Below are 26,477 nucleotides of genomic sequence, written 5' to 3' on the forward strand. Positions count from 1 at the left end.
ACACTCGTTTAACCATTGGCAAGAACGTTATTATTCAACAATGACTCAACAATTTCATTAGAGGTTAACCCATTGAAATCAATTGAATCACCTAGATGTTCAACCACGATAGTTTGATGAACATTGGCATCGGTCGTGATGTTCAATGACACAGCCTCTGTTGACGCATCGTAGTCTGCAGAGATATGACTCAACAAATCATCCATATCGATCATTGGGCTACTTAGGTCAGAAATTACTTCGCGTAGGTCGATACTGTCTTCGTTAAGGGTGAAGTCCGTAATGGTATCAATCGCCCCCTCATCTACAGAATCGATTGTCCATTTAAAGATATCACTACCATCACCACCAGTGAGGATATCGGAACCCAAACCGCCGATAAGGACGTCATCACCATCACCACCAACGATCAGGTCGTCACCGTCACCACCTGTTAGGCTAATGCCCGTATCGCCACCAGCGAGGTAACTGTCATCCGATGCGCTCGATTGATCAATGTCGTCTCCATCACTGCTAACATCTAAACTAATTTGAACGGGTGATGATTGCGCTTCATCGCCATTAGATTCGGTTGATACCGCCGTTACGGAGATATCGTAACTACCCACATCAATACCGTTGTTTGTATCCGTTGCGACAATTTGCAGTGTATCAATCTCATCACTTGGAACCGTCCATGTTGTGCCATCAAACGTAATGTTTGACGGCGCAATACCACTGGTCACGTTCGCACTCGCGGGTACGCCGGTTAATTCAAGAGATAGCACTTCATCAATATCCGTCAGTGCCGCCATGATACCGACAATGGCTAAACCTTGAGCACTCGCCGTTTGGCTCGCCGCAATTTGACGAATGTAGTTAAACTGAGGGTCAATACCTAATGTCGGAGCGTCAGCTACCGGTGTCACATTGATAGCAAAGTCCTGGTTTGCCTCTAGCGCCGTGCCCGCTGTATTCTCAAAGTAGACGCCATTATCTTCGACTTTGACAGACAACGAGATAGAAGCCGTGTTAACGTCTCCTGCATCCACAAATACACCTTCAGCAGCATCCGTTGCCCCAAGAACGGCATTAATATTGTCAGGCGTCCCCATAAGAATAACTTCACCCGCCATCCCATTTCCAACAGTGACACCACTGCCCGCAGGTGGCTCAACACGAACATCGCCTTCGGTCAAGCTGAGTGTTACGGTCATAATTTCGTTCGCTTGTGCGCCTGTAAAATCGATATCACTGACACTGATACCTGTGATTTTCTGTCCATCTGCTTCATTAATGGTATCCGTAACCGATGTTGCCATAATTTGTGGTGCATCATTGGTAGCTTCAACATTAATCACTGCTGTGCCAGCGACCGTAATTGGGTCTGGTGAACCATTGGTCGTACCATCGTCGGTGATTTCGTAGGTAAAATTCACATCTCCGAAGAAGTTTGAAGCAGGTTCAAACGTCCATTCCGTTGCGCTCACTTGAGTTAAAACGCCGTCAGTAGGATTAGCGAGAGCAAGGTTACTAATGGTCAGGTTGTCCGATTCAGGATCCGTGGCATTACTTAACAATTCTGTCGCCGTAATTGTCACGGTACCGCCATCTTCTTCCGCACTGCTCAGCGTCACTTCAGAAGTCACTGGTGCATCATTGACTTCCGTCACCTCAAAGGTTGCTGTTCCTGACGCAGTCTGTGGGTCAGAAGCGCCATTGGTTGTACCATCATCAGTAATGTCGTAAGTCAGATTTACTGTGCCGTTGTAACCTGGCGCTGGTGTAAAAGACCATGTACCCGCAATGCTATCAAAGGTGAGTGAGCCACTACTTGGATCAACCAATTGCACGTTACTTACAGTCAAGGTGTCGTTTTCAATGTCAGATGCGTTAACGAGCAGATCGGCTTGAGTAATTTCGACCGCCGCACTGTCTTCAGCTATGTCAGAGAGCGCAACTTGTGATGTGGTTGGTGCATCATTCACTTCCGTTACATTGAATGAAGCGGTGCCATTTACCGACTTAGGATCCAATGCGCCGTCTGTCGTACCATCATCTGTTATCGTGTAGGTGAGCTCGACTGGACCGTTATAATCCGACGCTGGCGTGAACTCCCACTCTCCCGTCACATTGTTAAAATTCAAGCTACCAGCGTTTGGATCCGTCACCTGCACATTACTTACTGTGAGGTTGTCGTTTTCAATATCCGTCGCGTTCGCAATTAGGTCTGCTTCAGAAATAGAGAATACGCCACTGTCTTCTTCGATATCCGGCAAGGTAACTGGTGTTGTCTCTGGTGTATCATTGACCTCAGTCACTTCGATATTAAAGCTAGTGCTGTTGGTATTGAGTGTGTCATCGACGCCACTGATCACTAGACCTTCGTTACCTTGGTCATCGACAGTAACGCCAACGGTAACGTCACCAAAGAAGTTCAAATCAGGGTTGAACTCTATCAAACCATTGGCAATAGCATTGTTGAGATCAGCCACTGTCCCTTTCAATTCAAGAGTATCAGAGCCATCACCTTGCACGGTTAAGTTGTAAGTAGTGACAAGCGCAGGGTCCAGAACCAACGTACCGCTATCGACCGTCACATCCAATACGTACTCAGCACTCGGATCATCCAGAACGGCATCAACATCCGAAACACTAAAGCCATCAAGGAGTAATGGTGTGTCTTCCGGCGTTTCAACATCTACGGTATTAACGAATTCAGGACGGTCGTTAATCGCCTCAACCTCAACATTCACATCAAATTGCTGTGGAGTGCCTAAGCTTTGGCTTCCATCTAGACTGGTATCCACGGCTTGAACTTTAAACTCAAGCGTACCATTCCAAGAGTTATCGTTACGATCACCCGAATTGAAGACCACTTTATCCAAATCTTGTGCATCAATTTCTAGGACGAATACACCACTGCCTTGGTTCACAAACTGAGTACCATCTGCCAGTGCAATGGTTGCGCCATCTGGCACGTTTGAAATTTCGACGCGAAGTGTTTCTGGGTCATTTTCTTGATACGTTGCACCATCACCAATCGACTCTTTATTGTCGACCACTAGAGCATTTATGTTGATATCGATGTCTTCGCCTTCGCTACCTGACACAAGCGTATCTGGGTTAACGTCGACATCATCACCAATTGGGTCAATCACAACTTTGAAATTGCCAGTATGTTCAGTAGGAACTTTAAGTAATTCTTCCTGCGTAAAGACTGTAATTCCGATCTCCGCTTCACCACTGAAGTTTTTCGGCGGTTGAATTTGAATAGCGCTGAGATCAACTGACGTTTGCGTCAAGTCTTTCAACTGAATACTCCACTCTCCGCCGCCATTGTTCTTCACGGTGTAATCAGGAGAATTTGAAGTGACGATAAAGTCAGTCGGTAAACCCGTCAGTTTCAGCGATACAAACTGTTCCGAACCATCATTGTCATTCAGGCTCACTGACACACCAGAGCCTGATTGCGCTAAGGAAATCAACGTATCTTCATCGCCCGTTACCACTATAGGCTGAGTAGGATCGGCACCGCTAATAGTGATGTCATCCACAACAGGAGTGATTTCAAATGACACACTGTCGGTGAAGTTGCGTACGTCCGTATCATCACCCGGGTTTGCCAATGTAGTCTGGTCAATAACTGCAGTATCGGTGATCTCGCCTTCAATATTGATTTGAACCGTATTTTGACCACCACCGACAGGGTAGTTTTCTTTCGGTTTAAACAACACCTCATCAAGTGCACCTGCCGCAATCTCAGCAGCATTAAACTCAATGCTTGTACCAAGTGGATTGCCATTTGCATCAACAAACTCACCCAGTGTTGTATCGGCAACCGTAAGCTTCACGTTAGTGAGCGTTTCTTGTCCTGCTTGAAGGTTGTTACGGTCGTCAGCAAAATCAACGTTCAAATTCAACTGAATCAAGCCATCTTCGTAGCCAACACCATCGTTCGTTGGAACATCGCTATTGAGGTCATTAACTGGTTGTTTGTTAGCATCAAGACCAAGTGTGCCAGTGATGTCGACCGTCACATCCGGAGTGACGTCGCTATCAAGAGGTTGATCAACAGAGGACCCTGGTACGTCTGCAACGGGTAGGATCTGAACAGGAAGTGACTCAAGCGTTGAGTTTTCGTCACCGGACTGCGTGTCAGTCGTTACAAATAGTACTGGTAGGGTAAAGTCTCCCGCCCAGTCTTCTGCCACACGTAGAGTGAGACCGTCCAAACCAGTGATATTTCCACTTGCATCAACCGTCGCTTGGAACACATATTTGCCATTAACAAAGTCGACATCGGTACCACCAATAACAAGACCTGGCGGTACACTTGGAGATGTTGGGTCTATCACTAACGTCAGCACGTCTTCTACTGTGTCGCCATTTAGGGTGCTGACTTTCGATGCCAACTGAACACCTAAATCAATGACATTGTCTTCACTACCATCAATTTGGACCGTGTTATCAAGCTCTATATCAGCCGCTACACTAGTTTGAGGCGTGATATCAGTTGGGAACTCCAGTGTGATATCGGTTTGTCGCGTGACGGTTGCGTCGACTTCTGACGCATCCTCACCTAAATCGTTAACTTGAGCATAGATGGTAAGGCCAATCGAAGAGATACCACCGTTTGCTCCGTCATCCGTGTTGTCGTTTGGCGTCAAATCTAAACCAGCAGGCGCAATGATTGAGAAGTTCTCTTCATCGGTAATAGTCCAACGACCACCGCCTTCGTTAGAAGCACCAATAATAACTAATTGATTCAAGATCTCTGGAGAAGTATTACTAAACTGCACCACAAGTTGGGTGACCACTTCATCTGAAGAGTTATCGAACTCCTGATACTTGATAATGTTTGCATCAGCAGAACCACCGGTCGCAGTATTAATAGTGAAATCAATTCGTCCCTGAGTATCGGACTGTACCGTGTCAGTAACACCGCCTGTACCTTCAACAAGAAGACGTGTTTGACCTGAAACTGGACCGGTTAAATCTTCTGGCTCAACCACTGGGTTAACTTGAACATTGACCGTACCATTGATGACCGTTGATGCTATGCCCTCGCCCGGATTACCCGAATCTACGTACTCAGCATCAATTTCCTTCACCGTTACTTGCGTGTTCAAATCAAAGTCTAGACTAGAGTCTTGCTCCAATTGCACCTGAATATATCCGTCTTGGGTTATTCGCGCCGAGAAATCTTGCTCTGACTCATTGGTTCCCGGCGTCAACGTGATGCTGCCACCCGTTACCGTTTGAGCAACACCACCAACATATACGGTGCTGCCATTCGGGAAGCCACTGATGGTTAGTTCGGCAAAGAATTCGTCCGCATCCGGACTTTGTGTTGCAGTTGGCTCCCAATCGATATTGATGCGAGTATCTTCATTACCTTCAGAGCTCACCACATAGTTGTCTTGAGCATCAATAACTGGTGCCACTTTAACGCGGATCTCACCCGCCACAGAGCGAGTATGACCATCGTTTTCTGTCACGATAGTGGTCGCCGTGATCGTGATATTTTCCGTAGATGAGGTTTCAGGTCGAATCACAATACCTGAATTCACATTTGCGTCCGTAATGTTCGCTTCGTAAATCGGCTCACCAGCACCGTCGTATCCAACAAACGTCAAATCGATGGATGAGCCATCACTATCAAACAGTTCAACACCGTCTGGAATGTTCGACAGAAGAACCGTAATGGTTTCTGAGCTGTCTGCAGGGTTATCCTTCAGTTCTCCGGAAACCACGCTAAATGCAAGATCGACTTGACCATTTTCGTCAATGGTTGCTTCGATACCACGAACGTTACCATCATCAAAAACATTCCAAACCCCAGTTTTATCGTTCAGCTCAATGTCCGGGATATCGGCAACACCTTTGACTGAAACGATCACTGACTGGGTACCTAATGAGCGGATATCCTGCGCGGCGCCAGAAGAAAGTGATGCGTTGTCTTTCACAATGCCTTCGACATCGAAAGTGAAGTCTTCATTGCTGTGAATTGGAGGAAGCACCTCAACATCCGCTAGATTCGCTTCTGGAATTTCGTAATACAGAACATTGCCACCAGAGTCAGTAACAACGTTGATTTGGCTTGGGTTACCGCTATCAAGCCACACTAAGGTGACACCATCAATTGAGAAGTTATCGATGCGCACAAACAGCTCTTCCGAGCCATCTATATCTGCAGAAGGCGTCATCTTAATCACTTCACTGAGTTGAAGTGGATCATGATCTGTCACTGGGTCTACGGTGTCTTGCGTTCTCGCATTGTCCTCAAAAATATTAATGCGGTTAACAGTAAAACTACCGGCATCAGCAACCGGATTCACGTCAATCACAATTTCTTCTGTCACAGAGCGAGCGGTATCTTTACCAGCAAGCGGGTTATTCCCTTCCGTCGTAATCGCTGTCACATCGATTTTAATCTGACCGGAGAAGTTATCTGCAGGATCAACCTGGACTTCACCAATTCGGTTTGCGTCAACAAGATATTTACCACCCACTTCTGGGATAGCGGAACCATCTGAGTACACAAGTGTTGCGCTAGCACCACCTTCAGTAAATACAAGCTCATAGGCTATTGCTTCCGGATTACTGTTATCTTGCGTTTCAGCTTCAATGTTTAATGAGACGTTGTTAGCATCCTCATCAACCGTATACGCAAAGTCACTGGTCCCTTTCCACGTAGCAATATCCGCAACAGCATCCACCTCAATATCTAAACGACCATCAACAAAGTGATCTCTTACGCCGTTGTTGAGGATTTCAATACGAATACGAGGGTCAACACCTGCTGCATCTGTTGAAGCATGGCGGTCAGGAACGAAATATAGATTATCGAGTGACACAAGTTCGCCGTTGAACGACTGCTCGACATTCGCACCATCCAAAATAACATTGTTACCGCTAGTCGTTAGCGCCACATAGCTACCAGTAGCACTATCTAGGTAGAAGAAAGTACCTTCGTAACTGTTCGCGTCACGAATAATGATATCGCCTAAACTCTCATTACGATCGATATCATGCAGATCAATAACGAGGTCCACTTTTGCAGGAGTGATATCTAACGTTGACAGGTTGTCTTGTGTATTCGCTGAATCAACACCAGCGACAACACCACCGCGCCCTTGGTCCTCAAACGCGGTTACTGTCGACGTTTTAATTTCAGCATTTCTATCTCTTACCGAAATATCTACATCTGCATCACTTGTATCACCATCACCATCGGTAGCAACAACGTTGACAGTGAAATCAATAGAATCTGTTTCGGTATGATCTAAGTCGTCGTTAGGGCGGAATGTCACACGACCATTAGTGCGAACAATCAAAACACCGATTTCGGCATCGACACCATCTAATACTTTATGGACTGAGACGGTTTGATTGCTGCCATTGAGGTCAACTGAGCTGGAGTCAACACCATTCTGCTTGAAGTAAATTCCGGAATTGTCCGCTGAGAAAGAGGTAATTTGCGCACCATCGGCGCCAAGATCATCGTCACCTTCTACTGGGTCTCTAAACAAGCGAACCGTGCGTCCACTTTGCCCTTCAACACGTGAAATCGATGCGTCATATAACGTTGGGACGTCATCGGTTATGGTTACAGGTAAATTAATGCCCGCAGTATCTCCATCCACGTCTGTAGCAAAGACAGGCAAATCGAGGATTAAAGTGTCTTCACCTTGCACAGAATGGTCAAGGGCACCTTCAAGCGTAAACTTGTAAGAGCCGTCTGCATTGAGTACCAAGGTGAACACGGAGCTGCCATTTGGCGTTTGTCCTTGATAGGTGTAGTTATTATTGCTTACCCCAGTTTGTACCAGAGTCACCGCTAACCCACCCGAAGTGACACCAGGAATAGGATTCGAAGTCAGATCAAGCTGATAAGAAACAACCGTATCTGCCCCTTCAACCGTATCAAAATTGCCAGTTGCTTCTAAGCTATCTTTACCCGTTGCTTGAGAGCCATTGGCTAAGTCGTCTTCATCTACGGCAAGCGCATCCGCCGATTTAATTTCTGGAATGTCATCCACTATGGTGATCGGTAGATTAAGTGAAGCAGACGTATCACCGTCATAATCGGTGACCGTGATTGGAATATCGATCGTTAGCGTGTTCTCACCTTGAACCACCGCATGATCGAGCGGACCCAATAACTCAAATTGATAACTGTCGTTATTCGCATCGAGTGTCAGCGTGAAGATTTGCGTTGAAGTTCCCACAATGACGGCTTCATAACCTGTCACACCACCGGCAGAAGGCAATGGCTTCAACTCAAGATCTAAACCATTCGAAGTTAGTCCAGATACCACCGCATCAAAATCAGAGATTTGATAACTAACAATCTCATCCGCACCGTCGACAACGTCAAAACCACCATTAAGTACGCGAGAATCACCACTAGTAGTATCCGAGCCTCCTGGCAAGTCATCTTCATCCACTGTTTGTTCGCTTGTGTCCGCGACTTTGATAATCGCCGGGACATCATCCACAACGGTGATCGGTAAGGTAATGTTGTTTGAGACATCACCATCAAAATCGGTCGCATTGACAGGGAAGTTAATCACTAGCGAGTTTTGGTCGCTGCCTGATGGATGGTCCAAAGCCCCCAATAACTCGAATTCATAACTGTCTGCAGAGCCATTAAGCGTCAGTTTAAATACTGTGTCGGTTGTCCCTTGGACGTAAGCACGATACTCAACGACACCGTTAGCATTAGAGAATTCAACCAACTCAAGGGATTGACCTCCTGATTTTAGTCCTGAAACAGGCGATGTTAAGCTATCTAATTGGAAACTCACGATAGAGTCAGCACCGTCAGTAACATCGAAGTTACCACCAATAACATTGGATTCAGGCGTGGTATCTGAACCTTCACTTGGGATGTCATCTTCATCCACTGACAAGATGCTACCAGGACGAATGTCATCAATCGTTGGCTTATCATCCACAATGGTAACAGGCAACGTTGCTGTAATCGTATCGTTATCGCCATCTGTAATTTGAACAGGAAGATTCAATAGTATTTGGTCTGAGTTAACCGCATGATCAAGTTGACCAGACAGTTCGAAGTCGTATTTACCATCTTGGTGGAGTGTTAAGGTAAAGACCGTTGCTCCATTCGCAGTTTGACCAATGTAGACAAGTGCATCTGCCGTTGACGCGCTTGCATCCGGTGAAATGGTGACATCCTCCCCACCCGATTTCAGGTTTGGAACTGGATTCGTGCTCAGATCCAAAACAAACGAATCAATACCATCGGCACTGGTTACTTCAAACTCACCGGATACGGTCAGAGGCTCTTTCGACGAATCTGAACCCAAAGGAAGGTCATCTTCGTCAACTTGCAAGCTATCAATTTGCGTAACGACTGGAACATCATCCACTACCGTAATCGGCAACGTAAACACTGGTGACGTATCGCCATCGTTGTCTGTCGCTGTAACAGGAAGGTCAATAACAATGGTGTTTTGATGATTACCATCTGGATGATCAAGTGGTTTTTGTAGGTCAAACTCATAAGAGTTATCTGTCGCATCTAACGTCAGCTCAAATACCACCTCTGCTGGGTTACCAGCAATGCCTTGGTAAACATTGACCCCATTGAGACTTGAACTCAACACAAGAGAGATAGGCTGACCATCAGACATTAATGACGCAACCGGCGTGGTCAAATCGCTAAGCTGGATAGAGGCGACTTGGTCTGCGCCTTCATTGATATCCAGCGTGCCTGTGATGACAGTATCTTCGGCACTTGCCCCGTCAGTGCCTGCCGGCAAGTCATCTTCATCCACAATCTGCTCGCTGCCAGCCACTACGCCATCAATGATTGGAACATCATCGACAACCGTAATCGGTAGCAATTGCGTATTAGAAACATCATCATCAAAGTCGGTCGCTTGGATAGGTAAATTGATGACGAGCTGGTTTTCTCCGTCCGCATCAGGATGGTCTAGCGCACCAAGCAAATCAAACTGATAGCTGTCATCCGATGCATCAAGCGTAACGCGGAAAATTGGTGTCGTGGTCCCATCAATACGCGCTTCATAAACAGAAACACCGCCTGAATTAGAGACTTCAACCATCACTAGGTCTTGCCCTCCAGACTGCAAACCTTGAACTGGAGAATTTAGATCGGACACTTCATACTCAACGATACTGTCAGAACCATCATTCGCGATGAAGTTACCCGTAATGCTATTCGATTGAGCACCATCAGATCCTATCGTTGGAATATCATCCTCATCCACTGTTTGCGTGCTGGTATCAACAATACCGCCAAGTGTCGGTTTATCGTCCACAATCGTGACAGGAAGCGTTTCAGATGATGTATCACCATCAAAGTCGGTCGCAATGATCGGGAAGTCAATCTGCAAACTATCACTGTTGGTCGCATGGTCAAGTGGACCTTGCAAGGTGAATGTATAGCTACCGTCGGGCTTAACAACTAATTCAAATACAGCACTACCATTAGCCGTGGCTGTGTAGGTATAACTGCCATCAAGATTAGCGGTCTCAGCAAGTGTTACGTCATTACCTTGAGATTTCAGCCCTGCAACCGGATCTGCCGTCGTATCTAATTGATACTTCACTACGCCGTCAGAACCCTCTGTGGTCGTGAACATGCCTGACATAAAGGCGTCGTCGTTTTGGTCAGAACCAATGGTTGTGATGTCATCTTCATCGACAGTGAGTGCATCAACATCAGTAACGGTTGGCTTGTCGTCCACAATCGTAACAGGAATGGTTGCCGTTGAAGTATCGCCGTCAAAATCTGTAGCGACGATTGGGAAGTTGAGGATCAATTCATCACTATTCGGCGCATGGTCAATCGGACCTTGCAACGTGAAGTTATAGCTGCCATCAGTATTAACCGTTAGCGTAAATACTGCATTCACCCCAGCCGTCGCCACATAAGTGAAGCTGCCATCAGGGTTAGCGGTTTCATTGAGAGTAACGTCAACACCTTGAGATTTCAGCCCAGCGACAGGGGGTGCAGAACCATCTAATTGATAGCTCACCACACCATCTGAGCCTTGAGTCGTCGTAAAGTTGCCATCAATGGAAACCGGATTACTTTGGTCGGAACCGATACTCGCTAGGTCATCTTCGTCCACACTGATTGCATCTACGTCAGTTATGGTTGGTTTGTCATCCACAATCGTAACAGGGATCGTTGCTGTCGAAGTATCGCCATCAAAATCTGTCGCAATGATTGGGAAATTGAGGATCAACTCATTACTGTTTGGCGCATGGTCAATCGGTCCCTGCAACGTAAAGTTATAGCTGCCGTCAGCATTAACGGTAAGCGTAAATACCGCGTTAGCGCCTGCTGTCGCTTCATACGTAAAGCTACCATCTGGGTTTGCTGTTTCCGCTAGTGTCACGTCGACACCTTGCGATTTCAGTCCAGCGACAGGGTTTGCAGAACCATCTAATTGATAGCTCACCACACCATCTGAGCCTTGCGTCGTCGTAAAGTTACCATTGATTGAAATTGGGTCTGAACCATCCGAACCAACGCTCGCCAAATCATCTTCATCGACAGAAATCGCATCTACATCAGTGATGGTTGGCTTATCATCGACGATGGTGACTGGGATACTTACCGTTGACGTATCACCATCAAAATCGGTCACAATGATTGGGAAATTGAGGAGCAACTCATCACTGTTTGGTGCATGGTCGATTGGACCTTGCAGCGTAAAGTTATAGCTGCCGTCGGTATTAACGGTAAGCGTGAATACCGCGTTAGCACCAGCTGTCGCTTCATAGGTAAAGCTGCCATCTGGGTTTGCAGTTTCCGCTAGTGTCACGTCGACACCTTGCGATTTTAAACCATCAACTGGTGTTGCAGAGCCATCAAGCTGATAGCTCACCACACCGTCTGAGCCTTGCGTCGTCGTGAAGTTGCCACCAATTGAAATTGGGTCTGAACCATCCGAGCCAATGCTCGCCAAATCGTCTTCATCCACCGAAATCGCATCTACGTCAGTGATGGTTGGCTTATCATCGACGATGGTGACTGGGATACTTACCGTTGACGTATCACCATCAAAATCGGTCGCAATGATTGGGAAATTGAGGAGCAACTCATCACTGTTTGGCGCATGGTCAATTGGACCTTGCAGCGTAAAGTTATAGCTGCCATCAGTATTAACGGTAAGCGTGAATACCGCGTTAGCGCCTGCTGTCGCCTCATAGGTAAAGCTACCATCTGGGTTTGCAGTTTCCGCTAGTGTCACGTCGACACCTTGCGATTTCAGACCATCAACCGGTGTTGCAGAGCTGTCTAGTTGGTAACTCACTACTCGGTCTGAGCCTTGCGTCGTCGTAAAGTTGCCATCAATAGAAACCGGATTACTTTGGTCTGAGCCAATACTCGCTAAATCGTCCTCGTCCACACTGATCGCATCAACATCAGTGATGGTTGGCTTATCATCGACGATGGTGACTGGGATACTTACCGTTGACGTATCACCATCAAAATCGGTCGCAATGATTGGGAAGTTAAGGATCAGCTCATCGCTGTTTGGCGCATGGTCGATTGGACCTTGCAGCGTAAAATTGTAGCTACCATCTGGGTTTACCGTCAGCGTAAAGACCGCACTGTTCCCTGCTGTCGCCTCATACGTAAAGCTGCCATCTGGGTTTGCGGTTTCCGCTAGTGTCACGTCGACACCTTGCGATTTCAAACCATCAACTGGCGTTGCAGAGCCATCAAGCTGATAGCTCACCACTCGGTCTGAGCCTTGCGTCGTCGTAAAGTTACCACCAATGTAAACCGGATTGCTTTGGTCTGAACCGATAGTCGCTAAATCGTCCTCGTCCACGCTGATTGCGTCAACGTCAGTAATGGTTGGCTTATCATCCACAATCGTGACTGGAATGGTTGCCGTTGTGCTATCACCGTCAAAATCAGTAGCGATGATTGGGAAATTGAGGATCAATTCATCACTGTTTGGCGCGTGGTCAATTGGGCCTTGTAGCGTGAAGTTATAGCTGCCATCGGTGTTGACCGTTAACGTAAAGACCGCATTGCTCCCAGCGGTCGCTTCATACGTGAAGCTACCATCAGGGTTTGCAGTCTCGTTCAGAACGACGTCGACACCTTGTGATTTCAAACCATCAACTGGTGTTGCAGAGCTGTCTAGTTGGTAACTCACCACGCGATCTGAACCTTGCGTCGTCGTGAAGTTACCATCAATGAAAACCGGATTACTTTGGTCTGAACCGATAGTCGCTAAATCGTCCTCATCCACGCTGATTGCGTCTACATCAGCAATCGTTGGCTTGTCGTCAACAATCGTAACCGGAATCGTTGCCGTTGTGCTATCACCATCAAAATCGGTCGCGATAATTGGGAAATTGAGGATCAACTCATCACTGTTTGCAGCATGGTCAATCGGACCTTGTAACGTGAAGTTATAGCTGCCATCTGGGTTCACCGTCAGAGTGAATACGGGATTTACCCCTGCTGTCGCTTCATAAGTGAAGCTACCGTCTGGGTTAGCCGTTTCGTTCAGAACGACGTCGACTCCTTGCGACTTCAAACCATCGACTGGCGTTGCAGCGCCATCAAGCTGATAGCTCACCACTCGGTCAGAGCCCTGCGTCGTCGTAAAGTTACCATTGATTGAAATTGGATCTGAACCATCCGAACCAACGCTCGCCAAATCGTCTTCATCGACAGAAATCGCATCGACATCAGTAATGACCGGCTTGTCGTCCACAATCGTGACAGGAATCGTTGCCGTTGTTATATCGCCGTCAAAATCGGTCGCAATAATCGGGAAATTAAGGATCAATTCATCGCTGTTTGGAGCGTGATCGATTGGGCCTTGCAGCGTGAAATTGTAGCTGCCATCGGTGTTGACCTTCAGCGTAAAGACTGCATTTGCGCCTGCTGTCGCTTCATAAGTGAAGCTACCATCTGGGTTTGCCGTTTCATTCAGAACGACGTCGACACCTTGCGATTTCAAACCACCAACTGGTGTTGCAGAGCTATCTAGTTGGTAGCTCACCACTCGGTCAGAGCCTTGTGTCGTCGTAAAGTTACCATCAATGGAAACCGGATTGCTTTGGTCTGAGCCAATAGCCGCTAAATCGTCCTCGTCCACGCTGATTGCGTCAACATCGGTAATGGTTGGCTTATCATCAACGATGGTAACTGGGATGCTGACTGTTGACGTATCCCCATCAAAATCTGTTGCTGTAATTGGGAAGTTAAGAACCAACTCATCACTGCTTGATGCATGGTCGATCGGACCTTGCAGCGTAAAATTGTAGCTGCCATCTGCGTTGATCGTTAACGTAAAGACCGCATTAGCGCCTGCTGTCGCTTCATAAGTGAAGCTACCATCTGGGTTTGCCGTTTCATTCAGAACGACGTCGACACCTTGCGATTTCAAACCATCAACTGGTGTTGCAGAGCTATCTAACTGGTAACTCACTACTCGGTCTGAACCTTGCGTCGTCGTAAAGTTACCATTAATGGAAACCGGATTGCTTTGGTCCGAGCCAATACTCGCTAAATCATCTTCATCGACAGAAATCGCATCAACATCAGTAATGGTTGGCTTATCATCAACAATCGTGACTGGGATGCTGACTGTTGACGTATCCCCATCAAAATCTGTTGCTGTAATTGGGAAATTAAGGATCAACTCATCACTGTTTGGTGCATGGTCGATCGGACCTTGCAGCGTAAAGTTGTAGCTGCCATCGGTATTGACCGTTAACGTAAACACCGAGTTAGCACCCGCTGTTGCCTCATAAGTAAAGCTACCATCTGAGTTTGCAGTTTCATTCAGAACGACGTCGATACCTTGTGATTTCAAACCATCAACTGGTGTTGCAGAGCTTTCTAGTTGGTAGCTCACTACTCGGTCTGAGCCCTGTGTGGTAGTGAAGTTTCCGTCAATTGAAACCGGGGCAGAGCCATCTGAACCGATCGGCGCTAAATCATCTTCATCAACAGAAATCGCATCGACATCAGTAATGACCGGCTTGTCGTCCACAATCGTAACTGGGATAGTCGCGATTGTTGTATCACCGTCAAAGTCTGTCGCTATGATTGGAAAGTTGAGGATCAACTCGTCACTGTTTGGAGCGTGATCAATTGGACCTTGCAGGGTGAAGTTGTAGCTACCGTCAGTGTTTACCGTCAGCGTAAAGACCGCGTTAGTGCCTGCTGTCGCTTCATAAGTGAAACTACCGTCTGGATTTGCGGTTTCCGCCAATGTGACATCGACACCTTGCGATTTCAGACCATCGACAGGAGTTGCAGAACCGTCTAACTGGTAGCTCACCACGCGGTCAGAGCCTTGCGTCGTCGTGAAGTTGCCATCAATTGAAACTGGGTCTGTGCCATCTGAACCAATCGTCGCTAAATCATCTTCATCAACAGAAATCGCATCTAAGTCAGTAATGGTTGGCTTGTCGTCTACAATCGTGACAGGAATCGTTGCCGTTGTACTATCACCGTCAAAGTCTGTCGCAATGATTGGGAAGTTGAGGATCAATTCATCGCTGTTTGGCGCATGATCGATTGGTCCCTGCAAGGTAAAGTTATAGCTACCATCGGTATTAACGGTAAGCGTGAATACCGCATTTGCACCCGCTGTCGCTTCATAAGTGAAACTACCATCTGGATTTGCGGTTTCCGCCAATGTTACATCGACACCTTGCGATTTCAGACCATCGACAGGTGTTGCAGAACCGTCAAGCTGGTAGCTCACCACGCGGTCAGAACCTTGTGTCGTCGTGAAGTTACCATCAATTGAAACTGGCTCGGAGCCATCTGAACCAATACTGGCTAAATCATCTTCGTCAACAGAGATCGCATCGGCATCAGTAATGGTTGGCTTGTCATCTACGATGCTAACTGGAATCGTGGCTGTCGAGGTATCGCCGTCAAAATCGGTCGCAATAATTGGAAAATTGAGAGTCAACTCATCACTGTTTGCAGCATGGTCAATCGGACCTTGCAATGTGAAGTTATAGCTGCCATCGGTATTAACGGTAAGCGTGAATACTGCATTTGCACCCGCAGTTGCCTCATAAGTAAAGCTACCATCTGGGTTTGCAATTTCCGCCAATGTTACATCGATACCTTGCGATTTCAGACCATCAACTGGCGTGGCAGAACCATCAAGCTGGTAGCTCACCACTCGGTCGGAGCCTTGTGTCGTCGTGAAGTTACCATCAATTGAAACTGGTTCGGAGCCATCTGAACCAATACTTACTAAGTCATCTTCGTCAACAGAGAGCGCATCAACGTCAGTAATAGTCGGCTTATCATCCACAATCGTGACTGGGATGCTTAAGGTAGAAGTATCCCCATCAAAATCGGTCGCAATGATTGGGAAGTTAAGGAGTAATTCATCACCGTTTGCCGCGTGATCAATTGGACCTTGCAGGGTGAAGTTATAGCTGCCATCGGTGTTCACCGTCAGCGTAAAGACCGCATTCGCCCCTGCTGTAGCCTCATAAGTGAAACTACCATCTGGATTTGCGGTTTCCGCCAATGTTACATCGACACCTTGCGATTTCAGACCATCGACAGGAGTTGCAGAACCGTCTAACTGATAGCTCACCACGCGGTCAGAGCCTTGTGTCGTCGTGAAGTTACCATCAATTGAAACTGGTTCGGAGCCATCTGAGCCGATACTTGCTAGGTCATCTTCGTCAACAGAGATCGCCTCAACATCAGTAATGGTCGGCTTATCATCCACAATCGTGACTGGGATGCTTACCGTTGACGTATCACCATCAAAATCGGTCGCCGTAATTGGGAAATTGAGAACCAACTCATCGCTGTTTGCAGCATGGTCAATCGGACCTTGCAGGGTGAAGTTATAACTGCCATCGGTCTTAACGGTAAGCGTGAATACTGCATTTGCACCCGCTGTCGCCTCGTATGTGAAGCTGCCATCTGGGTTCGCAGTTTCCACCAATGTCACGTCGACACCTTGCGATTTCAGACCGTCAACTGGCGTTGCAGAACCATCAAGCTGGTAGCTAACCACTCGGTCGGAACCTTGTGTCGTCGTGAAGTTACCATCAATTGAAACTGGTTCGGAGCCATCTGAGCCGATACTTGCTAGGTCATCTTCATCGACAGAAATCGCATCTACGTCTGTGATTATTGGTTTATCATCGATGATAGTCACTGGAATGCTTACGGTTGACGTATCACCATCAAAATCGGTCGCCGTAATTGGGAAATTGAGAACCAACTCATCGCTATTTGGCGCGTGGTCAATTGGACCTTGTAGCGTAAAATTGTAGCTGCCATCTGGGTTCACCGTCAGAGTGAATACGGGATTTGCCCCAGCTGTCGCTTCATAAGTAAAGCTACCGTCTGGATTAGCCGTTTCGTTTAGACTGACGTCGACTCCTTGCGACTTCAAACCATCGACTGGCGTTGCAGCACTATCTAATTGATAACTTACTACTCGGTCGGAACCTTGTGTTGTCGTAAAGTTACCATCAATTGAAACTGGATTGCTTTGGTCTGAGCCGGTACTCGCTAAATCATCTTCATCGACAGAGATCGCATCTACATCAGTAATCGTCGGCTTGTCATCCACAATCGTTACTGGAATGGTTGCCGTTGTACTATCACCGTCAAAGTCTGTCGCAATGATTGGGAAGTTGAGGATCAACTCATCACTGTTTGGCGCATGATCGATTGGACCTTGCAGCGTGAAGTTGTAGCTACCATCGGTATTAACGGTAAGCGTGAATAAAGCGTTAGCACCTGCTGTCGCTTCATACGTAAAGCTACCATCTGGGTTTGCTGTTTCATTCAGAGTGACGTCAACACCTTGCGACTTCAAACCATCAACTGGCGTTGCAGCGCTATCTAATTGATAACTTACTACTCGGTCAGAACCTTGTGTCGTCGTGAAATTGCCATCAATGGAAATTGGATTGCTTTGGTCTGAGCCGATACTCGCTAGGTCATCTTCATCGACAGAAAGCGCAACGACGTCGGCAATGGTCGGCTGATCATCTACGATGGTAACCGGAATTGTTGCTGTAGAGGTATCGCCATCGAAGTCTGTCGCAATGATTGGGAAATTGAGGATCAGCTCATCACTGTTCGGAGCATGGTCGATTGGACCTTGCAGCGTGAAGTTGTAGCTACCATCGGTGTTTACCGTCAGCGTAAAGACCGCATTTGCACCCGCTGTCGCTTCATAAGTGAAACTACCATCTGAGTTCGCTGTTTCCGCTAACGTCACATCAACACCTTGTGATTTCAAACCATCGACTGGCGTTGCAGAATTATCGAGCTGGTAACTCACCACTCGGTCAGAACCTTGTGTTGTAGTGAAGTTGCCATCGATAGAAACCGGATTACTTTGGTCTGAGCCAATACTTGCTAAATCATCTTCATCGACAGAGATGGCATCGGCATCAGTAATCGTTGGCTTGTCGTCTACAATCGTGACAGGAATCGTTGCCGTCGAGGTATCGCCATCAAAATCTGTCGCTATAACTGGGAAATTGAGGAGCAATTCATCACTGTTTGGCGCGTGGTCAATTGGACCTTGTAGCGTGAAGTTATAACTGCCATCGGTGTTGACCGTTAACGTAAAGACCGCATTGGTCCCAGCGGTCGCTTCATACGTGAAGCTGCCATCAGGGTTGGCAGTCTCGTTCAGAACGACGTCGACACCTTGTGATTTCAAACCATCAACTGGCGTCGCAGATCCATCAAGCTGGTAGCTCACCACTCGGTCGGAGCCTTGTGTCGTCGTGAAGTTACCACCAACTGAAATTGGTTCGGAGCCATCTGAACCAATTGACGCTAAATCATCTTCATCAACTGACAAGGCAACTACATCATCAATCGTAGGTGTGTCATCTTGGACTTGAATGACAATCTGAGCAGCTTCAGGTGTATTCGAGCCAGCGGTAATAGATGAGCGGTCTCCGTCGGCGTCCACTGCATAGACTGGCAAAGAAAACGTTAGAGAATCATTATTACTGCCAGTGTGATCCAACTGTTCATATAGATTAAACTGGTATTCACCAAGATCCGGAGAGTCAACCGTCACATCAAAGACCGTGATGCGATTACCACCCAGTTCGATATACCCTTCATAAGTACGAACGCCATTGCTCTCGGAGGTTTGTTCCAGTTGAACAACTTGCCCTTGAGATTGCAGCTCTCCAGAGTTATTAAATTCGCTCGGTTCTAATTCATAATGGTCGACAATGTCACTGCCAACAGAAGTCGTAATAGATCCAGCACCACTGGTAATCACAGCCCCTTCTTGAGAGCCTTGATCTACGCCCGCTTCGTCTAAAGATAGCCCTGTCACGTTTTCGATAACTGGATTGTTGCCATCAGAAATGGTCAGGCTGAAAGTATTAGCAGTGATGTCCTGGTCAAAATCAACAATAGTGGTAGGCAGGGAAAGCACAATGGTATCGTCGGCATTACTCTGCTCTAGCGGTTTGAACTGCTCGAATTGATACGTACCATCTGTGTTGAGACTTATCGATAAAACCGTTTCGTTAGAACCGGCGATAGATAAAATAATGGTGCTACCGTCATCGGATAGTGTTACTTCTGTTGCTTGGTTGTCACTAAGCAAACCATTAAACTGGCTCAAGCCTTCTTGGTTAAAAGAGACAGAAGATAGTTGATCACTGCCAATATCGACAAAGCTCCCTGTAATAGGTGTTGAAGAAGACTCAACATTTTCAAACGCGATGTCTTGCGAACTTGGGTTATCACCATCAATCACAGTGGTTGTAAAATCCACTGGAGCTAGAATACTGTTACCACCTACATCTGCACCCGTAATATCAAATGCAATGCTAATTTGGTCGCCAGCGATGGAGACTTGTCCATCCGCTATCGAAGGTAAATGATCAATACCTTGGCTAATTGTCGTGGTGACTTCAAGTTCTGCATCTAAACCTAACGACGTTGCATCAATTTCAATACGAAGAACTTCGTTACTACCTTGAGTACCGATGATCGCATTTTGGTTTTCATCATAGACAAATGAAACGGCAACACCACCGGAAGTGATATCCGCGTTTAACTCTGCCAGTAAAGATGCAAGAGATGCGGCTTCAGGTACAAAGGAGTCTGTATCAAGTGCGAGATCAGCGGCGCCAACCACCACAGTTGAAGAAATAGTTTGAGGGTAAGTAGAGAGAGAAATAGAGCCTTCTGTTACTTGAGAAGACAGCGTTTGACCGCCATCAGCAAAGATGGTGACATTAATGCCATCCAAATCTTCATCAGTTTCAGTGTCGGTTGTTGGAGCGGAGGTTTCAAAAAAGGTCGAAGCAAGAATTTCAGGGTTATTGTATTCAATGGTGACAAAACCCGCATTTGCCGATCCCGCACCGCCACCACCACCTGGACCAGCAGCAGTAGCTTCAAGAATAGCCGTTGGGTCGGCGCCTTCTAAAATAGCTTGTTGAATCGCAGCGACATCTTCTTCACCGAATTCAGCATCACCAGTTGCGGTTGGGTCAACGTTAACCTTGCCATCAACAGGCGCTACGACAAGCGCATCACTAGAGTCTTGTTCAGGGCTTGAGGTTGGTATGCAAGCAACACAATTCTCATCAACGAGATAAAGTGCCCCCTCAGCAATAACCTCCAGAGCAGCACCATTTTCCGTGATGACCACCTCATCAGGAAATAAAATATCCCCAACTTTTACTTCTCTAACATTCCCTTCTGGGGTTAAAGCGTAAACACTACCTTTGACAGCATCAACAACTACTTCCTGCGGCACAGTTTGTGTACTCATCTGACCCCCGCTCATTGCCTAACGTCTTTACGAAAGACCTTTATAAATTATTTTAGTTTATCGAAATGTGATGCGCATTAGCTCACAATGCTGATTTAACTAACAATCAACTCAATAAACAATCAAATTTTGAACATTCAATACGCTTTAGACATGTTATCTGTGTTTCATCACAACAATGGCATTTGTCACCATGGCAATACATTACATAACCATATGAAAACATAAGCCTATTAATTAAAGCTTAGACCTTAATTGTAAAAAGTAGAAACCAGTAGATTTTAAGCGGTAAACATCATCCCACCAGTACCGATAAGAAGCGGTAAAAAGGCAAATAAGATGTCATAAGAAGAGGAGCGTTTTGCAAGTCGAATAAGGAATGGAGAAGAGAAAAACATCACCATAAGGTATTGGACAACATAGTCAGAAGGGATAAGAAGTAGCATCAACACATGTGTTAAAACGTGAAGAATCACGCCCCATGTATGAGGTTTAGTACGCATCATTAGAGCAAACGAAAACAAGAAACTGATGGCTACTGGCATAATATCGACTTAGTTGTAAATAATTCTCATTTGCAATAGTATGCGATAATTCTTATTTCTTCAACTTTGTTTTATCTATTGGTGACATCGTTATTATCAATCAACATAATAAGTAAAATTATCAATGATTTTTTTCCTAAACGTTTGCGTAATCGCTAACCTTCTCTTAACCTTGATTTGAGGCTTTCATCACGGTTTTTCCATTGCTATAGTTCACCCATCAAAACGAACAAGACCATTCGAGGCATGGAGCTTCCTCGTTAATCTCAAGATGAGAAGAAGTGGTACCGACAGAATTCGGCAGATTTAAGAGGGTCAAATAATGGAAATGAATATGGTTGAGATTCTAGGCTACGCGGCTTCAATCATGGTTGCAATCTCACTAACTATGAAAGATATCGTTAAGCTTCGCATCCTTAACTTTATCGGCTGTGCGCTTTTCACAGCTTACGGTTTGATGATTGATTCATGGCCAGTAGTACTAACAAACGGCTTTATTGCATGTGTTAACGTGTACTTCCTTGCGAAAATGCAACAGGAAAAAAAAAGCCTAGCGCCTGAAAAAGCCTAGTTAAAACGAATTAAGAAAGCCCGTAAGCGTGATGCTACGGGCTTTTTTGTGCGTTCTAGATCGCGAAAAAGTATCAAAACCACTAAGCCATTAAGCCAGACATAAAAAGCCCTGCTCCATTCGCTTATTACTTGGACTGGAGCCCCGTCTTCTGCGCAAACTCTTGCATTGCCTCAGCAAACGTTGTGGTTCCGCCTTTAGCTTGGACCTGAATCACCTTATACCCCATCTTTTCCAACGCTTGGCGTTCTGCCAAAACCGCTTTGTCATCTTGCTGACTGCCCTTTGCAGGTTGATGAAGGTAGCACCCTTCTAGTTGACCATCTTCGACCAGTTGGTGGTGTTTTAGTGCATTAATATCAAAATTCATGGTAATTCTTTAAATCAAAAATAGGGAGTTTCTCTGGCAGGCTACATGCGCTTTAAAGGCTTAACAACACTGTCCAAGCCTTCAATTTTAAGTGCGAGGCAGAGCTTTAGCAGTTCGCCTAACTCCCCTTCCGGAAAACCTTTTTTATCAAACCAGAGTAGGTATTCTTCTGGAAGATCAATAAGAACACGCCCAGCGTATTTGCCAAACGGCATTTGCATTCGAGCGAGTTTAATAAGGTTTTCTTTTTCTAACATATACTACGGAGTCTGTTGGGATAAATCTTGGCTAAGAGTAACACCCAAGCGATCGACCCACCAGTTAATTGCGTCTTTAGCATCGTCTAAAGAGTCAATCATGGTTGAGAAGTCTTTGTTTCCTGCTTGACGATCAATCGCCGCGAACAAAGGCGCATCACTCTCAGAATCGCTCACCAGTAACTCCACCGTCGCTGAGCCTACATTGGTGTGCTCACCTGTCGTTATTTTTGAGATGGTAGAAATCCCCAAGCCAACCGGCAGAATGCTTGAGGTGATAGCAAGAACAGGATTCGGCGTTTCTACATTGCTGACTGCAATGCTTAAGCGAAGTGTTTTTTCGCCGGGTTGGTCGACAATCTTTTTGACCGGTGAGATGCGCGCTTTTAGCTGATCGACCATGTATGTCGTCAATTCATTGATTTCTTCGTCATCCAGCTCAGATTCTTGAACCACAACCATCACTCGATCAATCACTACGCTGTCGTATTCATCCATTTTCTCTTTCAAACGAGTAGCATCGCGCAAGCCTACTCTCGCCCAAACGAGATCGACCCCACCCTCTGGACCAGGACGAAAATCTTCATAACTGGTGAATTTCGTCGCACTGACGACGGGGCCACCAGCACATCCACTCAAGATGAAACCCAGAGATACAACTACCGTCGCCTTAAACAAGCGCTCAACCAATGACTTAAACATACCAACTCCTTAAACCTTGAATATACAGTTTATCATTCCATATAAATTTGACCAGTATTTATTCACTCAATGGATATTTTGTTGAATCAAGTATTGAACTTCCCGTTGCACAATTTCATGTTAAAGTACGCCGCTTATTGGAAAGCATAACGAGAAAAATAATGAAGTCACCTTGCCGCGCAGCCTGTAAAAACAACGGCGGAATCTGTTCTGGCTGTCACCGAACCATGAAAGAAATCGTGCAGTGGAAAGATAAGTCTGATGCTCAACGAGACGCGATCATCGAGCAATTGGTTGGAAATGATTCAACCCACTCTTGTCCTGAGTGTGGCACGAACGCGCACTGCGATATTACTGCGGGGAAAGAGACGTGTTGGTGCTTTGATATTGAGACCAGAGATTTACCAAAGCCAGAAGCGGAACAGCTTTGTTTGTGTCGTAAATGCTTGGAGAAAAAGCCAGTCGCCTAACCTATCGAATGCAGGACATAACGGACTGGCTATCATTGAAATGAAGGTAAGTTCTGCGAACTATTTCTGCGCTAACGCTTGGGATTCGAACTTCACGCCATCCCAACCTGTCACCATAAAGTTACGAATGTTTTGATGGTCGTTGTTCTCTGGATGTGCCAATACGTCTTCACGGTAGAAGCGACCAAAACACGCCAACGTTGCTTCTTTGCTTAGGTTGTTCAATTGACCAAAAGCGAAGATCTTGCACGAGCCGTTGTTCTCACCTGCATTATTGTGCGTTTCACCATTCACAAAAGCCGCTGGCGTAAACGCGTAGTTTGCCTCTATCGCTGCCATTGTCGTTTCAAATTCTACTGTCTCAGGTGATGCCGCTAGCGCATCCAAAAATTCTTTAAGTTCCATTATTTCTTGTTCCTAGTGTCTTTTCATCTTAAGTGTTCGACAAATGTGTCAGATTAAAACTGACACATTTGTTTCATCAAAAGCCAATATAAGAGTCATAAATCATAAATATATTCAGAGCCTTATTTAGGGGCTGTTGACCTTTCGAGCTGATTTTTGCAGCGAATTGTTGGACATTTATACAAGGCAGAGACTTTGCTACGTAGCTAGCCTACATGAGAAGTCGATAACGCGGTAGAAATGACCAACAAACGCTGCCCGGAGGGTTCGGGCTAGGCGCCCCCGCAAAATCGTTTCATGCTTTGTTAAGGAGTATTTGCTTAGAACGACTAGGCGACACATTCCTTGCCTCGCCTAAAACGATTTTGACTAGGCGTCCCCATCCGAACAAAATTTAACCGCGAAAGATCAACAGCCCCTCATAACACATCAATCAATGCACTATTCCTCACTGTTGTAGTGAATGAATAGATATCTAATTTAGGTGCATTGAGCAACATTGTATCTGCTTAATAAGGAAATATCATGACCACCCCATTTAAGGCAATAGGCGTATTGGCATTATCTTCACTTGCCATCGCATGTTCATCTCAACCTGACGATTCTCTCTCTTCGTTTGCAGCCCAATGTAAAGCATCGGTAGCACCTGTTACTGGGGAGACATCCATCCAAGGTTTGACCTTTATGGGAACGTCTATCGCTGACGCACCATTCGATACATCGGCAGCAGAAATCGTTCAATATGATGCTTGTACTGACAAGCTTTACGTGGTCAACGCTCAAGCAAAGCGTGTCGATGTGCTTTCTATGGATGACAACGGCGCACCAACGCAAACTGCATTCATTGATCTCAACAGCGCAGGCGAAGCGGCAGGCGTTGAAATTGGCGCGGCAAACAGCGTTGCAGTCTTTAATGGTTTAGTCGCTGTAGCGATTGAAAACAGCAATAAGCAGGCGAATGGCATTGTTGGCTTGTACCGCTCGGATGATTTGTCGCTTATCACCACCTTCCCTACTGGCGCATTGCCAGACATGGTTGGCTTCTCAAAAGATGGCAGATACATTGCGACAGCAAACGAAGGTGAGCCAAATGGTGATTACAGTGTCGATCCAGAGGGCAGCATCACATTGATCGATTTAAGCCAAGGCGTAAACCAAGCAGAAGTCACGCAGATTGGTTTCAATGAGTTTGATGGTGCACGTAAGCCTGAGTTACCTGCTGATGTTCGAATCTCAGGTCCAAATGCCACGGTGGCGCAAGATCTAGAACCGGAATACCTCACCTTTGCTGACAACGGAAAAATCTACGTTGCACTGCAAGAGAACAATGCAATGGCAATCGTAAACCCAGAAAGCAAATCGGTAGAGAAAATTGTCGGTCTAGGCGAGAAATCTTGGTCGGACTCAAAACTGGATGCTTCTAACAAAGACAAAATCACTGGCAACTTTAAGAGCTACCCTCAACTGGTTGGTCTGTACATGCCAGATACCCTCGACAGCTACTCGGTAAACGGTAAAACTTACATCCTCTCTGCCAACGAAGGTGACGGTCGTGAGTATGGCTTCAAAACAACACAAGCTCTATGTGACCAAGCGGGCTTCAAGTGGGATGAAGACGATTACCTCGGTACAGATGAATATACTTCTGAGCAAGGCACCTGTTTAAGCCATGTTGATGAGGTGCGCGGTAAGAAGCTAAAAGTCGCACCAGATCACCCGCTGGCAGAGGCACTAAAAGATAACAAGCAACTCGCGCGTCTAAAAGTGATTAAGCCTGAACAAACGCTTTCTGCGCAAGACAATGTTCAAGCCTTTGGCGCACGTTCATTCTCTATTTGGGATGAAAACGGTGAGTTGGTTTTCGATAGTGGTGACGATTTCGCGACAATCGCATTAATGAATGAAGGTAAGAACTTCAACAGCACCAACGATAGCAATGACAGTGGCGATGACCGCAGCGACGACAAAGGCATTGAGCCAGAAGCGATTGAAGTAGCACAAATCAATGGTCGTCATTATGCGTTCATCGGTTTGGAGCGCCAAGGTGGCATCATGATTTATGACATCACAGACCCGAAACAAGCGCAGTTCATGCATTACGTAAACCGTCGTGATTATAACCAGCCCGTTTGTACAGAAGTGGAAGATGGCGAATGTGCGAACGACACTTATAATCCAAAAGCAGGTGATTTGGCGCCAGAGTCAATCAACTACTTTGTTCGTAACGGACAACACTTTATCGCAGTGGGTAATGAAGTATCAGGTACGACATCTGTGTTTCGAATTGAGCTTTAATACCCACTCTTCAAGAGAACAAAATTAAAAGTAAAGCGCCCGAACTTAAGTCCGGGCGTTTTTTGTTTATAACGAGTGA

General features: G+C 46.2%; 9 protein-coding genes. 3 read left to right on the plus strand and 6 right to left on the minus strand.

From position 1 onward, the window contains the following. Nucleotides 1-8: 8 nt before the first annotated feature. Together MHO32_RS13325 and MHO32_RS13330 are read right to left on the minus strand one after the other, a co-directional pair. The gene (locus MHO32_RS13325; RefSeq protein ID WP_239212426.1) at nucleotides 9-20,783 is read right to left on the minus strand and encodes a retention module-containing protein; all 20,775 of its coding nucleotides are present in this window, start codon (nucleotides 20,781-20,783) and stop codon (nucleotides 9-11) included. Between the two features lie 281 nt (nucleotides 20,784-21,064). Then, nucleotides 21,065-21,328, minus strand: coding sequence for a hypothetical protein (locus tag MHO32_RS13330; protein WP_005453751.1), 264 nt, complete (start codon nucleotides 21,326-21,328; stop codon nucleotides 21,065-21,067). Nucleotides 21,329-21,650: 322 nt separating this feature from the next. On the opposite strand from MHO32_RS13330, the gene MHO32_RS13335 reads away from it, so the two are divergent. Then, entirely contained in the window at nucleotides 21,651-21,899 is a 249-nt protein-coding gene (locus tag MHO32_RS13335) for a YgjV family protein (RefSeq protein WP_009696088.1), read from the plus strand. 127 nt (nucleotides 21,900-22,026) lie between these two features. Here MHO32_RS13335 and MHO32_RS13340 read toward each other — a convergent pair whose 3' ends face one another. From MHO32_RS13340 to MHO32_RS13350, 3 genes are read right to left on the minus strand one after another with little or no spacing between them, the layout of a single operon-like run. Further along, the gene (locus tag MHO32_RS13340; RefSeq protein WP_009696087.1) at nucleotides 22,027-22,269 is read right to left on the minus strand and encodes a hypothetical protein; all 243 of its coding nucleotides are present in this window, start codon (nucleotides 22,267-22,269) and stop codon (nucleotides 22,027-22,029) included. Nucleotides 22,270-22,310: 41 nt separating this feature from the next. Continuing rightward, nucleotides 22,311-22,526, minus strand: a complete 216-nt coding sequence (locus tag MHO32_RS13345; protein WP_005433583.1) for a DUF3820 family protein — start codon at nucleotides 22,524-22,526, stop codon at nucleotides 22,311-22,313. A gap of 3 nt (nucleotides 22,527-22,529) precedes the next feature. Further along, complete coding sequence (locus tag MHO32_RS13350) at nucleotides 22,530-23,228, minus strand: DUF3313 domain-containing protein (RefSeq protein ID WP_239212427.1); 699 nt, start codon at nucleotides 23,226-23,228, stop codon at nucleotides 22,530-22,532. 161 nt (nucleotides 23,229-23,389) lie between these two features. Between MHO32_RS13350 and MHO32_RS13355 the strand changes: the two genes are divergently transcribed. Beyond that, nucleotides 23,390-23,698 (plus strand): cysteine-rich CWC family protein, encoded by a 309-nt coding sequence (locus MHO32_RS13355; RefSeq protein ID WP_239212428.1) that lies wholly within the window; start codon nucleotides 23,390-23,392, stop codon nucleotides 23,696-23,698. A 60-nt stretch (nucleotides 23,699-23,758) separates the two neighbouring features. Here MHO32_RS13355 and MHO32_RS13360 read toward each other — a convergent pair whose 3' ends face one another. Then, nucleotides 23,759-24,103, minus strand: a complete 345-nt coding sequence (locus tag MHO32_RS13360) for a HopJ type III effector protein (protein WP_009704711.1) — start codon at nucleotides 24,101-24,103, stop codon at nucleotides 23,759-23,761. 525 nt (nucleotides 24,104-24,628) lie between these two features. Here MHO32_RS13360 and MHO32_RS13365 point away from each other — a divergent pair. Continuing rightward, nucleotides 24,629-26,398 carry a choice-of-anchor I family protein gene (locus MHO32_RS13365; protein WP_239212432.1) on the plus strand — a complete coding sequence of 590 codons (1,770 nt, stop codon included), beginning with the start codon at nucleotides 24,629-24,631 and terminating at the stop codon, nucleotides 26,396-26,398. Nucleotides 26,399-26,477: the final 79 nt, after the last annotated feature.

Origin of the sequence: Vibrio sp. MMH1-50, assembly GCF_022347645.1 — a bacterium.
Taxonomy (GTDB): domain Bacteria; phylum Pseudomonadota; class Gammaproteobacteria; order Enterobacterales; family Vibrionaceae; genus Vibrio; species Vibrio harveyi.

Excerpts from the sequence above, each read along its gene's own strand:
- MHO32_RS13325 (WP_239212426.1), bottom strand. The coding sequence starts at position 20,783 with ATGAGTACACAAACTGTGCCGCAGGAAGTAGTTGTTGATGCTGTCAAA.
- MHO32_RS13330 (WP_005453751.1), bottom strand. The coding sequence starts at position 21,328 with ATGCCAGTAGCCATCAGTTTCTTGTTTTCGTTTGCTCTAATGATGCGT.
- MHO32_RS13335 (WP_009696088.1), top strand. The coding sequence starts at position 21,651 with ATGGAAATGAATATGGTTGAGATTCTAGGCTACGCGGCTTCAATCATG.
- MHO32_RS13340 (WP_009696087.1), bottom strand. The coding sequence starts at position 22,269 with ATGAATTTTGATATTAATGCACTAAAACACCACCAACTGGTCGAAGAT.
- MHO32_RS13345 (WP_005433583.1), bottom strand. The coding sequence starts at position 22,526 with ATGTTAGAAAAAGAAAACCTTATTAAACTCGCTCGAATGCAAATGCCG.
- MHO32_RS13350 (WP_239212427.1), bottom strand. The coding sequence starts at position 23,228 with ATGTTTAAGTCATTGGTTGAGCGCTTGTTTAAGGCGACGGTAGTTGTA.
- MHO32_RS13355 (WP_239212428.1), top strand. The coding sequence starts at position 23,390 with ATGAAGTCACCTTGCCGCGCAGCCTGTAAAAACAACGGCGGAATCTGT.
- MHO32_RS13360 (WP_009704711.1), bottom strand. The coding sequence starts at position 24,103 with ATGGAACTTAAAGAATTTTTGGATGCGCTAGCGGCATCACCTGAGACA.
- MHO32_RS13365 (WP_239212432.1), top strand. The coding sequence starts at position 24,629 with ATGACCACCCCATTTAAGGCAATAGGCGTATTGGCATTATCTTCACTT.